Below are 14,099 nucleotides of genomic sequence, written 5' to 3'. Positions count from 1 at the left end.
GCCCGCAACCAGTACAGGAACCATTCGATCGGATCAGCGGGGACGTCGAACATGGCAACCTCGCAGAATGTCAACGGGGACAATGACATCGATCGAACCAGCGCAACCGCGCCGAGCCAACCCCTATGACAGGGAATTGCCATGCGACAGCGGCTTCCGAGGCAGCCGCGCTCAGGCCGACCCGGCGACCAGTTCGGCGGTCAGCTCGTCGAGTGAGCCGATGGTGGCCGCGGCGAGATCGGCCGCGTCCGCGGCGACAGGATATTCGGGGCGCGGTGCGGCGATCACCCGTAGGCCCGCGGCGTGTGCGGCGCGCAGGCCGTTGCTCGAATCCTCAATGGCGGCACAGACTTCCGGGCGCACGCCGAGGGCGGCGGTGACGGTCAGGTAGACGTCGGGTGCGGGCTTGCCGCGCTCGACCTCCTCGGTCGAACAGGTGACGTCGAAGCAGTCGGCCAGCCCGGTGTGCTTCAGGACGACATCGATGAGCGTGCGCGGCGACGAACTGGCCAGCCCGAGCGGCCAGCGTTCGCGCAGGCGGCGCACCGCGTCGACCGCGCCGGGCAACAGCGGCACCTCGGTGTCGTAATGCTCGGCCATGCGCGCGATGACATCCGCGGCCACCTGGCCGGGTTCGGCGCCGACCCGCAGATCCGCGCTCAGGTACGCCGACCACTCGCCCGTGCTCATCCCCATCAGCCGGGTCTGCGTGTCGGGCAGCCAGGTGCCGCCGCGTTCGGCCACGTAGCCGCGGCGCACCCGCTCCCACACCGGCTCGGAATCGATCAGAACGCCGTCCATATCGAAGACCACCGCCGCGATCGCCATCCAGTCAGCCTTTCACCTCGGGGCACCCTCGCCAACATGCCCGCCCGCGCCGCCGGCTGTCAATTTCGCGACCTCCCGGATCGGGCTGCCGGCGAGCTACCGATAACTTGTTCTTATGAGCGCTGAGCAGACCGGCGGTGATCGACTGCCGACCGAGGATCACCACGAGGGCGGATTCCGGCCGATATCCGAGCTGGCCGACGAGGTGCGCGGGGTGCCGGAGGCCGATATCGCGCGCGGCGGACCGCACTATCGGCAATTCATCTCGCAGGTCCGCGGTCTGATGGACCGGGTTCGGCTGGCGAACCCGTCCGACGAGCTCGCGCTCGAAACCATCGCGACGCTGAAGGAGCTCAACGACAAGCTCGACGCCGCGGTGGTCGACGAATGGTCGACGCCGCTCTGGACCCGCTACGACGTTCCCGCGCGCGGCAATATCACCGTGCCGCCGTACGCCGTGCACCATGTCGGCCCGGACGGCATCGACGCCACGATCACCTTCCGCGACTACCACCTCGGCGGTAATTCCGCCGCGCACGGCGGCCAGATCGCCGTCGGCTTCGACGAACTGATCGGCATGGCGGCGGCGGTGCACGCGGGCGCGGTCACCAGGACGGCGTCGCTGACCGTCGACTACCGATCCATCACGCCGCTGAATACCCGGCTGCGGCTGCGGGCTTGGGCCGAACGCCGAGAGGGGCGAAAGGTTTTCCTGCGCGCGACCCTGCACGACGGCGACCGGTTGTGCGCCGAAGCCAACGGGCTGTTCATCGTGCTCAATCCCGGCCAGCAGTAGGCGATTCGGGGAAATAGACCGCCCGATACTCCTCGAAACGCCGGTCCACCTGTTCCGCGCTCAAACCGAAATCCGCCAGCTCGTACCGGTGCACCGGACGGGCCGCACCCGAGGTGCTTTCGGCGTGCAGCTCCTCCATCGCCGCCCGCGCCTCGTCGCTGAACGGAATCCCGAAGTGTCGGTAGATCGATGCCACCGTGCCGAGCGGATCGCGGACGAACGCACCATAATCCACATCGCAGAACTGGGCGGGGTTGTGCCGCTTGCGATCCGCGATGAATCTCGCGGCACCGCGGGCCCACAGGTCCAGCTGCGTCGAGCCGACGACCGGGCCGCGGAACTTCGCCGACCATCCGGCCGACGCCTGCTCGTTGAGGCTGCACACCGATGCGATGATGGTGCGCGGATCGCGATGCATCTGGATCACCAGCGCGTCCGGATAGACCGCGAAGATCGCGTCGAGTGCGAACAGATGACTCGGATTCTTCAGCACCCAGCGCTTTTTCGCATCGGGCAGCCCGATGAGCTGGAGGTTGCGCCGATGCCTGCGATAGGCGCCGGTCCAGTCCTGCTCGCGCAGCCACTCCGAGTACCCGGGCAGATAGGCGAGGCATTCATAGGACACCGATTTCGCCGACTGCCGCAGCAGTTGCCAGCACTCCTCCACCTGGTCGGCCGAAATGTGGTGCACGCCCATGAATTCCGGATGCTCCACGTGGTGCTTCTCGTACGCCGCCGCGATCCGCTGATACACCGGATTCGCGCCCCAGGTTTCCCGCGGCGGCCGCGGCTGCGGCATCTCGGTGAGCCACATTTCCAAACCCTGATGGGCCGGATCCGCGTTCAGCAGCCGGTGCACGGCCGTCGTGCCGGATCGCGGCAGCCCGGTCACGAAGATGGGCCGCTCGATCGGCGTCGCCGCGTATTCCGGAAACCGTTGCCAGGCAGCCTCACTCAGCAGCCGCGCGACCAGCGCGCCGCGCAGGAAGGCGCGATTGACCTTGTTCCCGAACGGCGTGAGCTCCGCGTCCTTCGCATAGGAGTCCAGCAGTACCGCGAGCCCTTCGCGGTACTCGTCGTCGCCGAAATCGTCCAGCCCGATGAATTTCGACGCCGAGGCGTGCAGATCGTCGACGGTGCCGACGTCGTCCCTACCGATCACGGTCCTACTCCTAGTGGTGGTATTCGCCGCCGTTGACGTCGAGGCACGCCCCCGTGATCGCCCGCGCCAGATGCGAGGCGAAAAAGACTACGGCGTCGGCGATCTCGTCGGGTTCCGGTAGTTTGCGCAGGTCGATGGTGCGCGCGGTCTCGGCGTAGACCTCGTCGGCGGAGATGCCGCGCTGCTGGGCGAGGTAATTGAAGTACCACTTCAGGTTGTCGGCCCAAATATAGCCGGGCGCAACGGTATTCACTCGAATACCCTGCGGCCCGAGCTCGGTGGCCAGGCTCTGCGCCAGCGCGAGCAGGCTCGCCTTCGCCATCTTGTACGGACCGAAGGTGCGCCGGGAATGCCGCAAGACCGCCGAGTTGATCATGATCACCGAACCCTTCGATTCGGTGAGCGCCGGAATGAACAGCCGGGTGAGCCGCAGCGCCGCAAGCACATTGGTCTCGAATCCGGCCCGCACCTGATCCAGGTCGACCTCGGCGAGATCCACGATCGGCGGTATGGCGAACGCGTTGTTCACCAGCGTGTCCACCCGCCCGAACGCGCTGACCGCCGATTCCGCCAGGTGCGCGGACGCCGCCTCGTCGTCGATATCGGTGGGCACCACCACCGCGCGCCGCCCCAGCTCGCCGATCTCCTTGGCCACCTCGGTGAGTCGCGCCTCGGTGCGCGAGGCCAGCACCACGTCGGCGCCGGCCCGGGCGCTCTGCACCGCGATCGCCCGGCCCAGCCCGGGGCCGACCCCGGAAACCACGACCACCTTGTCCCGCAACAACATCAGCCGAGCATCCTTTCCGCGACGGCGGCCTGCCGCGCCGCGATCCGCGCCCGCCAGTCCGCCTGCGTGATGCGCGCTTGTTCGTAATACGCCAGCCGTCGCGGCAATTCGCCGAACGGCACCACCTCGACGGCCGGGCCGTCCTCCGGCTTCATCTCGCGGGACAGCCGCTGCCAGCGGAACTGGAGGTAGCCGCGATCGTGCCCGGTGCGCTCGATCCAGTTGACCAGTCCGGGATCTCGTTCGCTCACCACCAGCCGGATCATCCCGTCCGGATCGACGCGGGCCTGGTCGGCGGTGAGGCTGGTCTGGTGGTTGATGTAGTCCAGCGACAGATACCACATGCTGCCGAGCTGGAAACCCTGGTACGGCGCATCGGATTTCGGCACCGTGATGATCATCGCCTGATCGTCGGCGAGTTCGTAGTGCCCGGCCGAGGAGAACTGGGTGGTGAGACCGCCCGGGGTGGAGCGCGGTTCGGTCATGGTGTTCACCGGCAGGTTCAGATAGAACCATTTCGGAAAGGCCAGAAAGGTATTCAGCCGGGAGATCAACATCTTGCCCGCGACGCCGTAGCGCTTGGTGAGCAGATCCTTGCTCAAAGGCGGTGGCGCGGCACCGATCCGGTCGACCCGTTGGATGCGGATCGTGCCCGGGCGTTCCGCGCCCCAATCGCTGAACACCTCCCGCACCACCAGCATGGCGGAATCGGGGGCGAGCGGAACGTACCCGGGGCCGGCTTCGCCTGGGCCGAAACGGATTTCGTAGGTCCCGTCCGGGCGGATGTCGACGGCGCGGTCGTCGAACGCGGTCAGGCTGTCCGGCACGTCCACCGGCGAATAGTCGCCGTTCAGCACCTGAAAGCTGAGATCCCTTGTGCTGCCCCGCCTTCCGGTGACGACGTATTCGGCGTCGGGCCGCAGATAGGAGTGGAAGTAGAGGGTGTCCGGATTGTCGAGACCCATCTTTGTGTACGGGCCGGTGGACTGCACGAAGAACGGGAAGTCCCGCTCGTAGGCCCATGCCATCTGCATGGCCGCGCGGATGCTGCCCGCCAGATAGTCGTAACCCTCGACGAGATCCTGTTCGGTCCGGATGTGCGGGGCGGCGGTGATTATCTGCTCGGCGGCGGCGATGGCTTCCGCGAACGGTTGTGTCAGCAAGAGGCGCTCCGGTCGACTGTTCCAAATATGTACCGCTCTGGTACATTTCGATACGAGCAAGATTAGAACCTGTTCTAGGAGTTGTCCATGGTCGCCCGTAGATCCGCGCCGACCGCCCGGGTCGTCCAGCTGCTGGATTACTTCGTCGAGCACCGCGGCAAACGCTTCGGCCTCTCCGAACTGGCCCGCGAACTGGATATGGCGAAGCCCACCTGCCTGGGCATACTCACCGAGCTCAGCGCCGGCGGCTACCTCGTGCGCGATCAGCAGACCCGCACATACGGCCTGGGTCCCGCGCTGATCGCCGCGGGCCGGGTGGCCCAGGACGGGTTCACCGTCGCGGCCCTCGCCAGGACCCGATTGCAGGAGCTCAGCGCGCGGTACCGGACCACGTGCACCGCATCGGCGGTGGTCGGGTCGCAGATCGTGGTGTTGGAGAGCACCGGGCCCGGCATGGTAAAGGTCGGCGCCACATACGATTTCGCGCCGCCCGTCGGCCTGATGTACGTGCTGTGGGATACCGATGCCGCCCTCGACGCCTGGCTGGCGACGCCGCCGTCGGTGCCGCTGAACCAGGACGAATCCCGGCTGCGGCAGGTGGTCGCCGAATGCCGCGAACGGGGGTACCTGATCGAGAGCATGACCGCGGCGGGCCGCAGGCTGTATTCGCTGCTGGCCGGCGTCGCCGCCCACGATTTACCCGATGAGCTGCGCAGACTCGTCGGCGAACTGGTCACGAGCCTGGGCGAACGTGTGTATCTGGGCGCCGATCTGCGACCGCGCAAGGAACATCCGGTGAGCCTGCTGGCCGCGCCGACCTACGGCGCCGACGGCAGGCAGAACATGGTGCTCACCATGTATGTCGGCAAACCCATCACCGGAGCCGAAATCACCAGGCGCGGTGCGGAATTGGTCGCGGCGGCGGATAATGTGACGGCGGATTCGGGCGGTGTGCGAAACCGGAACACACCATTGACCAGTGACAGCAACTTGTTCTAGTTTTGGGGCGTGAGCCAGTACGTGAAGTCGACGGCGAACACCTACGAGCTGGCGCATCTGGACGCACTCGAGGCCGAGTCGGCGCACATATTCCGTGAAGTCGCAGCCACTTTCGAACGGCCGGTGCTGCTGTTCTCCGGCGGCAAGGATTCGGTGGTGATGTTGCACCTCGCGGCAAAGGCCTTCTGGCCCGCGCCCGTGCCGTTCCCGGTGCTGCACATCGACACCGGGCACAATTTCGACGAGGTGATGGACTATCGCGACGACACCGTCCGGCGGTTGGGCCTGCGGTTGATCGTCGGCCGGGTGCAGGACGATATCGACGCGGGACGGGTGACCGAGGAGACGGGACCGCGCGCCTCCCGCAACCGGCTGCAGACCACCACGCTGCTGCGGGCCATCACGGACGGCCGGTTCGACGCGGTATTCGGCGGCGCGCGCCGCGACGAGGAGAAGGCCCGCGCCAAGGAGCGGGTATTCAGCTTCCGCGACGAATACGGCCAGTGGGAACCGCGCAGCCAGCGCCCCGAACTGTGGAACCTGTACAACGGGCGCCACCGCCCCGGCGAACACATCCGGGTCTTCCCGCTCTCCAATTGGACCGAGCTCGATATCTGGAGCTATATCGCCGCCGAGGACATCGAAATGCCGTCACTGTACTACGCGCACCGCCGCCCCGTCGTGCAACGAGATGGAATGTTGTTGGCGCACACCAGATTTCTCCAACTTCTCGACGGTGAACAGCCCTACGAGGCCACCGTTCGCTTCCGCACCGTCGGCGACGCGACATGCACCGGCTGCGTGCAGTCCACCGCGACCACCCCGCCGAGGTGGTCGCCGAGGTCGCCGCGGCCCGCGTCACCGAGCGCGGCGCGACCAGGGCCGACGACCGAATCTCCGAGGCGGGCATGGAGGATCGCAAGCGAGAGGGCTACTTCTGATGACGACCACCCTGCTGCGCCTGGCCACCGCGGGCAGCGTCGACGACGGCAAATCCACCCTCATCGGCAGGCTGCTCTTCGATTCCAAGACGATCTTCACCGACCAGCTCGCCGCCGTGGAACGGACCAGCCGCGACCGCGGCGACGACTACCCGAATCTGGCCCTGCTCACCGACGGGCTGCGCGCCGAGCGCGAACAGGGCATCACCATCGATGTCGCGCATCGCTACTTCGCAACGCCGCGAAGGAAATTCATCATCGCCGACACCCCGGGGCACATCCAGTACACCCGCAATATGGTCACCGGCGCGTCCACCGCCGATCTGGCGCTGATCCTGGTGGACGCGCGCAAGGGCGTGGTGGAACAGACTCGGCGCCATGCCTTCCTGGCCGGGCTGCTCGGCATTCCACACCTGGTGCTGTGCGTCAACAAGATGGATCTGGTGGGCTGGTCGCGGCAGCGGTTCCTCGAAATCCGGGAGGAATTCGCCGGATTCGCCACCAAACTCGATGTCGCCGACCTCACCTTCGTGCCGATGTCGGCCCTGCACGGGGACAATATCGTGCACCGCGGCGCCAGCATGCCCTGGTACGAGGGCACGCCGCTGCTGCATCACCTGGAAGAGGTGCACATCGCCTCCGACCGCAATCTGATCGACGCGCGTTTCCCGGTGCAGTACGTAATCCGCAGGCACGCCAATGATTTCCGCGGTTACGCGGGTACGGTCGCGGGCGGGGTGTTCAAGCCGGGTGACGAGGTCGCGGTGCTGCCTTCCGGATTCACCACCAGCGTCGCCGCCATCTGGGGCCCCGGCGGGGTTCCGGTCGCGGAAGCCTTTCCGCCGCAGGCGGTCACCATCCAGCTGGCCGACGAAATCGATATCTCGCGCGGCGACCTGATCTGCCGCCCCAACAACCGGCCGCACGTCGGGCGCGACCTCGACGCGATGGTCTGCTGGTTCGCCGACGATTCCGCGCTATCCCCCGGCGCCACCTATACGCTGCGGCACACCACCCGCACCGCGACCGCCGAGGTGCGCAGCCTCGACTACCGGCTCGACGTCAATACGCTACATCGGGATGAGCACGCGGAATCGTTGTCGCTCAACGAGATCGGGCGCGTGCAATTGCGCACCAGGCAGCCGCTGCTGTTCGATCCCTACCGGCGCAACCGGGCCACCGGCAGCTTCATCCTCGTCGACGACACCACCAACAACACCGTCGCGGCGGGGATGATCACCGGACCTACCCTGCCGTCGTCCCGGGTGGTCTGGCACAGCACGGCCGTCGGCCGGGAGGAACGCGCGACTCGCGGCCTGACCGTATGGCTCACCGGGCTTTCCGGCTCCGGAAAGTCTACCGTCGCAGTCGAATTGGAGCGACGGCTGGTGGCGGTGGGACGGCCCGCCTTCCTCCTCGACGGCGACAATCTGCGGCACGGGCTCAATGCCGATCTCGGCTTCAGCGCCGCGGACCGCGTCGAGAACGTGCGCAGGGTAGGCGAAGTCGCGCGCCTGTTCGCCGAAGCCGGTGTGGTGGCGGTGGTTTCGCTCATCAGTCCCTATCGCCGCGACCGCGACAAGGTCCGGGTCGCACACCGAACGGCCGGGCTGCCGTTCGTGGAAGTCTTCGTCGATACGCCGCTGGAGATCTGCGAATCACGCGATCCGAAAGGTATGTACGCCAAGGCCCGGGCGGGCGAGATTCGCGGATTCACCGGCATCGACGACCCATACGAGGCGCCGGAGCACCCGGAGATCGTCCTGCGCCCCGATGACGGCGACCCGGCCGCCATGGCGGCGGCCATCCTCGGCTTGATCGGCGAACTCGCCTGAGACCAGGAAGAATACGGGGTGCTCGACACCGATGCCGCATACATTTTGCGCCGCTGTACAGCCGATTACCCGGCGTCGGATCGAGCCATCGACGCGAAGTTGGTACGGCGCGCACGCAGCACGGTGACCGCCACGAGCACCGTCCACACCGAGACCGTGAACGCCGCGACGCGTTCCATCCCACCCATCCCGATGACCGGACCCCGCTGGGCGAAGAACAGCACCGCGGACAGGACCGCGACGACGGCGAGGACCCGGGTCGCCGACCGCATTCGGCCGAACGCGGCGGTCCGCGGCAGCCATCCCGCACAGATCAGCCCGATATTGCCCAATCCCATGATGAACAGCGCTCCCAGCAGATGCAGGTTTTCATCGACATCCGCGGGGGTCAGCCCCACCACGATCCATCCGGCGGCGGCGACCATCAGCAGAATGCGCGCAGTCCATCCGAATGCGCCCCGCCCCCAGTACGCTCCGGTCAGCACCACACCCACCAGCAACAGAATTCCTTGTGCGACAAAGGACGCATTCATGACCCCGTGCAGGGGCGAGCACACATACCGGGGACGCGACTCGTCCCACATTCCACAGCCGACATTCCCCAGATCGCTGATGTTGTCGTCCGCCCAACTGTAAGGCGTCGCCCACGCCGCTCCGACAACCAGTTGTACGACCAGAAACTGCGCCGCACCGGCCAACCACGCCGCCGCACCGACCCTGCCACTCACCACGACATCCCTTCCGCATCCTCCGTCAGCCGAAACCTGTTACTACACAGTGGGATCGACGTAGGACATCGAAATCCCAACCCGCGGCATCAAACTACGGAAAACGACCGGCGACGGGCAGCCTGCTACCGCCCCGAACGGCGGTAGTGCCAGCACTACCTTCGACCTGGATTCGAACTGACCGGCAGTCATTGCACTGTTCGGCGAAATCGCCTGCGACCAGGCAGAATACGCCGCTCCCGAAGGGGCCGACAGCGACGAGCTGTCGGCCCCTTCGAGGAAGGTCAGACGAGGCCGCGGAAGAATTCACGGATATCGCCCACCAGCAGATCGGGCACCTCCAGGGCCGGAAAGTGGCCGCCCGCAAAGAATTCCGACCAATGGGTGATGTTGTGCGCCTTCTCCGCGAATCGGCGGATGGCGTAGTCGCCGTCCTTGAACACCGCCACACCAGTGGGGACCGTACCCTTCGGCTTCGGGGCGAACATGGTCGCGTCGTGGAACCGCTCGTAGTAATAATTCGCGACGCTGCGTGCGGTATTCGTGAACCAGTAGATGCTCACGTTGGCCAGGATGCGGTCCTTCGCGATCGCCTGTTCGGGCAGCTCATGCGACTGATCGACCCACTCCTTGTACTTCTCCACGATCCAACCTAGTTGTCCCGCAGGCGAATCCGCCACCAGTTGGGCCAGCGTGGCCGGCCGGGAGCCGCTCAGGTTCATATATGCCGAGCCGTCGTCCTGGAACTTCTTCATCGCGGCCAGCCGCTGCCGCTCACCCTCGGTGAGCGCGGCCATGTCGGCCGGATCGCCGGTCGGGAAAGTCACCAGCGCGTTGATGTGTAGGCCGAGCACGTGCGCGGCATCGAGCTGCCCGAGCCGCTGCGCGATGAACCCGCCGTGATCGCCGCCCTGCACGCCGTACCGGTCGTAGCCGAGGCGCGCCATCAGCTCGGCCAGCGCGGCCGCGACCCGGCCGTCATTCCAGCCCGCCGCACTGACCGGGCCGGAGAACCCGTGCCCCGGCAGCGACGGAATCACCAGGTGGAAGGCGGGTGCGTCGGAATCTTCCGGTGCGGTGAGCGGACCGATCACGTCGAGGAAATCGATGATCGAACTCGGCCAACCGTGCAGGAGCAGCAGCGGCGTCGCCTCGGCCCGCGCCGAGCGGATGTGCAGGAAGTGCACGTCCTGACCGTCGATCGTGGTGCTGAACTGCGGGTGGGCGTTCAGTTCCGCCTCCACCGCGCGCCAGTCGAACTTCTCAGCCCAGTACGCGGCCAAATCGCGCAGGTACGCGCCGGGAACGCCGCGCTCCCAGCCGGTACCGGGCAGGTCGTCGATCCAGCGGGTGCGGGCCAGCCGCTCGCGCAGATCGTCCAGCTCGGCCTGCGGGATCTCGATGCGGAAGGGGCGGATTTCGGTGTTCGTCATGGAACAGATATTTCGGGTAAAGAGGGTGCCGCCGAATCACGAGAATTCGTTATTCCCGCCGGTCGGCGCTTCTTTATCGGAAGATTTGCCCGACGATCTCACGCGGCGCGAGATCCTCCGGCCGCTCGAACGAGTATCCGAAGAGAAGGGCTCCGGGCTGCCGCGGGACACGCCGCACGGAGGCGGGCATGATCAGACGGGTGGTAGCGGGTAGGAGTAGCGGCGTCTTCGTCGGGCGGGCGGGCGAATTGTCGGCGCTGCTGGCGGCGGTCGGGGCGGGGCGGACGCACTTGGTGCTGGTGGCTGGCGAGGCCGGGATCGGTAAGACGCGGTTGATCGGCGAGTTCGCCGGGCGGTTGGGTGGGTCGGCGGTCGTGTTGGGCGGGCGGTGCCCGGAATTCGGGAATGCGGGTGTGGTGCCGTTCGCGCCATTCGTCGCGGTCATGCGAGCGTTGTTGCGCCGGTTCGGGATCGACGACGTGGCCGCGCTGCTGTCCACCGCGCCCGCGCTGGCCGGTTGGTTGCCCGAGTTGGCCGCCAGGACCGGATCCGGCACCGCCGACCGATTGCGGCTGTTCGGTGAAATCCTCACGCTGCTGGAACAATTCGCGGCGCGCGGACCGCTCGTGGTGGTGTTGGAGGATCTGCACTGGGCCGACGACTCCAGCCGCGAACTGCTCACCTTCCTGGTGGCGAATCTCGCCGAACACGATGTGCTGCTCGTCGGCACCTATCGTCCGGCGGGCGCATCCGAATTCCGCGGGCTGGTCGCGGAATTGCGCCGTCATCCCGGTGTCGAGACCATCGCGCTCGGGCCGCTCACCAAACACGAGGTGGGGCGGCAGCTGGCCGCGCTACTCGGACGGGAACCCGAACCAGGCTCGGTCGGTAGGGTTTTCGAGCGCAGTGCGGGCAATCCGCTCTTCGTGGAGGCGATCGGCGGGGCCCCGGACGAACCGCTCGCCGAGTTGCCCGAATTACTGCTTGCCGCCCAGCACGGGCTGCCCGAGGAGGTGCGCGACCTGCTCCGGCTCGCCGCGACCGCGGGCTCCCCGGTGCCGCACGAACTCCTGCAAGCCGCAACCGATCTCACCCCGGCCGCCTGCCGGTCCGCGATTCGGCAGCTGATAGATCATCAGTTGTTGATCGCGGTCGACACCGGATACGAGTTCCGCCACATCCTGATTCGGCAGGCCGTATCCGGCGAGCTGCTGCCCGCCGAACGGATCGCACTGCATCGCAGGCTGGCCGAGGTGTTGCGGGGGCAACCGGATCTCGTCGCGCCCGAGCGCTTCGGCGCGGAGCTGGCCCGGCATGCCGAGGCGGCGGGTGATCTCCGGCTCGCGTTGACCGCCGCCTGGTCCGCCGCGACCGCCGCCGAACGCAGCGCCGCCCATCCGGAACGGCTGGAACAATCGGCGCGGGTACTCGCACTGTGGCACAAGGTTTCCGGCGCGGCCGACCTGCTCGGGGTGGACCGGCTCACGGTGCTCGAAGCCGCCGTCGACGCCGCCTGCCGTGGCGCGGATATTCGGCGCGGTATCGAATTCGCGGATGCCGCAGTGGAATTGGTCTCCACGGTCGATGATCCGCTGCGGGCCGCGCGGTTGTATCGGCGGCGCGCTCAGCTGCGCAATCAGACTGGTGTGGGCGGCAGGGAGGATCTGGATCGCGCGCTCGAGCTGGTGCCGATCGATCCGCCCAACGCGTTGCGCGGTGAGCTCGATGCGGAACTCGCGGGCGCGCTGGTGTTCTCCGGGCGATCCGCGGAGGCCGGGGCTGCCGCCCGAGCCGCACTGGATATCGCGGACCAACTCGATTTGCTTCCGCTCGCGGCCCGTGCGCACGCGTATCTTGCTCTATCCCAAGCGGATTCACCGGCCGCTGACGAGCATTTCACCGCCGCGCACGCCGCGGCGGCGACCGCCGATCCCGACACCTTGCTCACCGTCCTGACCTGGGAGGCGGCCGCACTCGTCGCCGCGGGAAACTACGAACGGTCGATCGAGGTGATCCGGGAGGCGCTGCGCGCCGCGCACGCGAGTTTCCACTTCGCCGAGCGCGGCCCGATCCTGCTGGTGAAGTGGGCGCAGGCACTAGAGGCGCTCGGCCGCTGGGCCGAGGCCGTCGAACTCGTCGACGACGCACTCACCGATACGCTGCCGCCGCTCAGCACCGCGGCGCTGCGCCTGTGCCACGGCCGGGTCATGCTGGCGCGTGGCGCGTTCGCCGAGGCACAGAGCGACGCCGACAGCGCGGCAGCGGTGCTGGGCGACACCGCGTGGGCGGGCCAGTACCGCCTCGAAAACGCGTGGCTGCGAGCACGATTGGCCATCAAATACGGGGAACTCGAACGGGCCGCCGAGATCGTCGCCGCGGCGTTCGCGATCGACGGGCCGACCCGGCATCCGCGCGAGGCCTGGCCGCTGCTCACGCTCGCCGCCCGGATCCCAACGGACACCGGCGATCTCGCGGATGGGCTCCCCTATGCGTCGCCCGTGGACGCTGCCTATCGAGCGACCTTCACGGCCGTGACGTCCGGTCACACCGATGCTTGGCGGCAGGCCGTCACGGCATGGCACGACCTGCGACGGCCCTACGATGCCGCCCAAGCCCAATTATCGTGCGCCGTAGCAGAACTCGCCTCAGGAAACCGTGCCGCGGCCGAATCCGCACTGCGCGATGCCGCCACCCGCGCCACCGAACTCGCCGCCGCACCGCTGCTCGACGAGATCGCTCAGGTGGCCACCCGGGCCCGGCTCACCATAGCCGCATCCGACCACACCGATAACTCCACGGCACCAAGAACTTTCGGGCTCACCACCCGCGAACTCGACGTGCTGCGTCTGGTCGCCCGCGGCCTGAGCAACCGCCAGATCGCCACCGAACTGTTCATCAGCGGCAACACCGCGGGCGTCCACGTCTCCCGCATCCTCACCAAGGTAGGCGCGGCCTCCCGCACCGAGGCCGCCGCCATCGCCTCCGCCCACGGCCTGCTCGAACCGGACCGAGCCGGATAAGCGACCATCCTCGAGCCGAAAACGCCACCCCTTTGCCCGCTGCCGGTGCCCGGGAAAGCGCGGTGTTGTCGGCTTCGGATGGTCTGCACATAATTGGCTGGAGCCGAGGGGGTTTCGATGCGAATTTTCCGGGAGCGGGCGCCGTTCACCGACCCGCCCGTAACCTTGTCGCTGGGGGAATTGGAGCACGGGTTGGCGCGAGCTCGACGGGCGGCGCGGGAGGCGCGGCGGTCTGTGACGCGAACGGCACGGTCGCAGTACCGCCGATACCGGGCGAGCGCAGGCGCACAATACCTGGACTGGCCACGCTGGCAGGCCGAGTATTTGCGCGAGTACCGCTCCCCCGGTATGTCCGGCCCGCAAAATGCTTGGGGCGGAATGCCGCCCGGCGGCGCGATGTAATAACG

The 14,099-nt window shown here is 67.4% G+C and carries 10 protein-coding genes and 1 pseudogene; 5 read left to right on the top strand and 6 right to left on the bottom strand.

Annotated features, from left to right (window positions below; genetic code table 11):
- Window positions 1–171: 171 nt before the first annotated feature.
- Entirely contained in the window at window positions 172–828 is a 657-nt protein-coding gene (locus tag F5544_RS20290; protein ID WP_167474647.1) for an HAD family hydrolase, read from the bottom strand.
- A 115-nt stretch (window positions 829–943) separates the two neighbouring features.
- On the opposite strand from F5544_RS20290, the gene F5544_RS20285 reads away from it, so the two are divergent.
- Complete coding sequence (locus F5544_RS20285) at window positions 944–1,624, top strand: PaaI family thioesterase (protein ID WP_167474646.1); 681 nt, start codon at window positions 944–946, stop codon at window positions 1,622–1,624.
- Here the strand turns inward: F5544_RS20285 and F5544_RS20280 are convergent.
- From F5544_RS20280 to F5544_RS20270, 3 genes are read right to left on the bottom strand one after another with little or no spacing between them, the layout of a single operon-like run.
- Window positions 1,605–2,786: a sulfotransferase family protein gene (locus tag F5544_RS20280; RefSeq protein ID WP_167474645.1), complete on the bottom strand. Its 1,182-nt coding sequence runs from the start codon at window positions 2,784–2,786 to the stop codon at window positions 1,605–1,607. The genes F5544_RS20285 and F5544_RS20280 overlap by 20 nt on opposite strands.
- 10 nt (window positions 2,787–2,796) lie before the next feature.
- A complete protein-coding gene (locus F5544_RS20275) occupies window positions 2,797–3,573 on the bottom strand; it encodes an SDR family oxidoreductase (RefSeq protein ID WP_167474644.1) in 777 nt (258 codons plus the stop codon).
- Window positions 3,573–4,736, bottom strand: a complete 1,164-nt coding sequence (locus F5544_RS20270) for a hypothetical protein (RefSeq protein WP_167474643.1) — start codon at window positions 4,734–4,736, stop codon at window positions 3,573–3,575. The genes F5544_RS20275 and F5544_RS20270 overlap by 1 nt, the downstream gene beginning before the upstream one ends.
- Window positions 4,737–4,823: 87 nt before the next feature.
- Here F5544_RS20270 and F5544_RS20265 point away from each other — a divergent pair, with 87 nt between their 5' ends.
- The 3 genes and pseudogenes from F5544_RS20265 (at window position 4,824) to cysC (ending at window position 8,511) form a co-directional block, all read left to right on the top strand.
- On the top strand, window positions 4,824–5,735 hold the full coding sequence (locus F5544_RS20265) for a helix-turn-helix domain-containing protein (RefSeq protein WP_167474642.1): 912 nt from the start codon (window positions 4,824–4,826) through the stop codon (window positions 5,733–5,735).
- Window positions 5,736–5,744: 9 nt separating this feature from the next.
- Window positions 5,745–6,676, top strand: a pseudogene (cysD, locus tag F5544_RS20260) (sulfate adenylyltransferase subunit CysD).
- Window positions 6,676–8,511, top strand: a complete 1,836-nt coding sequence (cysC, locus tag F5544_RS20255; protein ID WP_167474641.1) for an adenylyl-sulfate kinase — start codon at window positions 6,676–6,678, stop codon at window positions 8,509–8,511. Before cysD ends, cysC begins: the two are co-directional and overlap by 1 nt.
- Window positions 8,512–8,576: 65 nt before the next feature.
- Here cysC and F5544_RS20250 read toward each other — a convergent pair whose 3' ends face one another.
- Window positions 8,577–9,239 (bottom strand): DUF998 domain-containing protein, encoded by a 663-nt coding sequence (locus F5544_RS20250; protein WP_167474640.1) that lies wholly within the window; start codon window positions 9,237–9,239, stop codon window positions 8,577–8,579.
- Window positions 9,240–9,523: 284 nt separating this feature from the next.
- Window positions 9,524–10,672 carry an epoxide hydrolase family protein gene (locus F5544_RS20245; protein WP_167474639.1) on the bottom strand — a complete coding sequence of 383 codons (1,149 nt, stop codon included), beginning with the start codon at window positions 10,670–10,672 and terminating at the stop codon, window positions 9,524–9,526.
- A gap of 188 nt (window positions 10,673–10,860) precedes the next feature.
- Between F5544_RS20245 and F5544_RS20240 the strand changes: the two genes are divergently transcribed.
- Window positions 10,861–13,692, top strand: coding sequence for a helix-turn-helix transcriptional regulator (locus F5544_RS20240; protein WP_167474638.1), 2,832 nt, complete (start codon window positions 10,861–10,863; stop codon window positions 13,690–13,692).
- Window positions 13,693–14,099: the final 407 nt, after the last annotated feature.

The organism is Nocardia arthritidis (genome assembly GCF_011801145.1).
Classification (GTDB): domain Bacteria; phylum Actinomycetota; class Actinomycetes; order Mycobacteriales; family Mycobacteriaceae; genus Nocardia; species Nocardia arthritidis_A.
Note: the sequence above shows the minus strand (reverse complement) of the source record. Positions and strands in the feature narration are given on the sequence as shown.

What these genes read in the sequence shown, in the direction of transcription:
- F5544_RS20290 (WP_167474647.1), bottom strand. Translation starts at nt 828, where the DNA reads ATGGCGATCGCGGCGGTGGTCTTCGATATGGACGGCGTTCTGATCGAT.
- F5544_RS20285 (WP_167474646.1), top strand. Translation starts at nt 944, where the DNA reads ATGAGCGCTGAGCAGACCGGCGGTGATCGACTGCCGACCGAGGATCAC.
- F5544_RS20275 (WP_167474644.1), bottom strand. Translation starts at nt 3,573, where the DNA reads ATGTTGTTGCGGGACAAGGTGGTCGTGGTTTCCGGGGTCGGCCCCGGG.
- F5544_RS20265 (WP_167474642.1), top strand. Translation starts at nt 4,824, where the DNA reads ATGGTCGCCCGTAGATCCGCGCCGACCGCCCGGGTCGTCCAGCTGCTG.
- cysC (WP_167474641.1), top strand. Translation starts at nt 6,676, where the DNA reads ATGACGACCACCCTGCTGCGCCTGGCCACCGCGGGCAGCGTCGACGAC.
- F5544_RS20245 (WP_167474639.1), bottom strand. Translation starts at nt 10,672, where the DNA reads ATGACGAACACCGAAATCCGCCCCTTCCGCATCGAGATCCCGCAGGCC.
- F5544_RS20240 (WP_167474638.1), top strand. Translation starts at nt 10,861, where the DNA reads ATGATCAGACGGGTGGTAGCGGGTAGGAGTAGCGGCGTCTTCGTCGGG.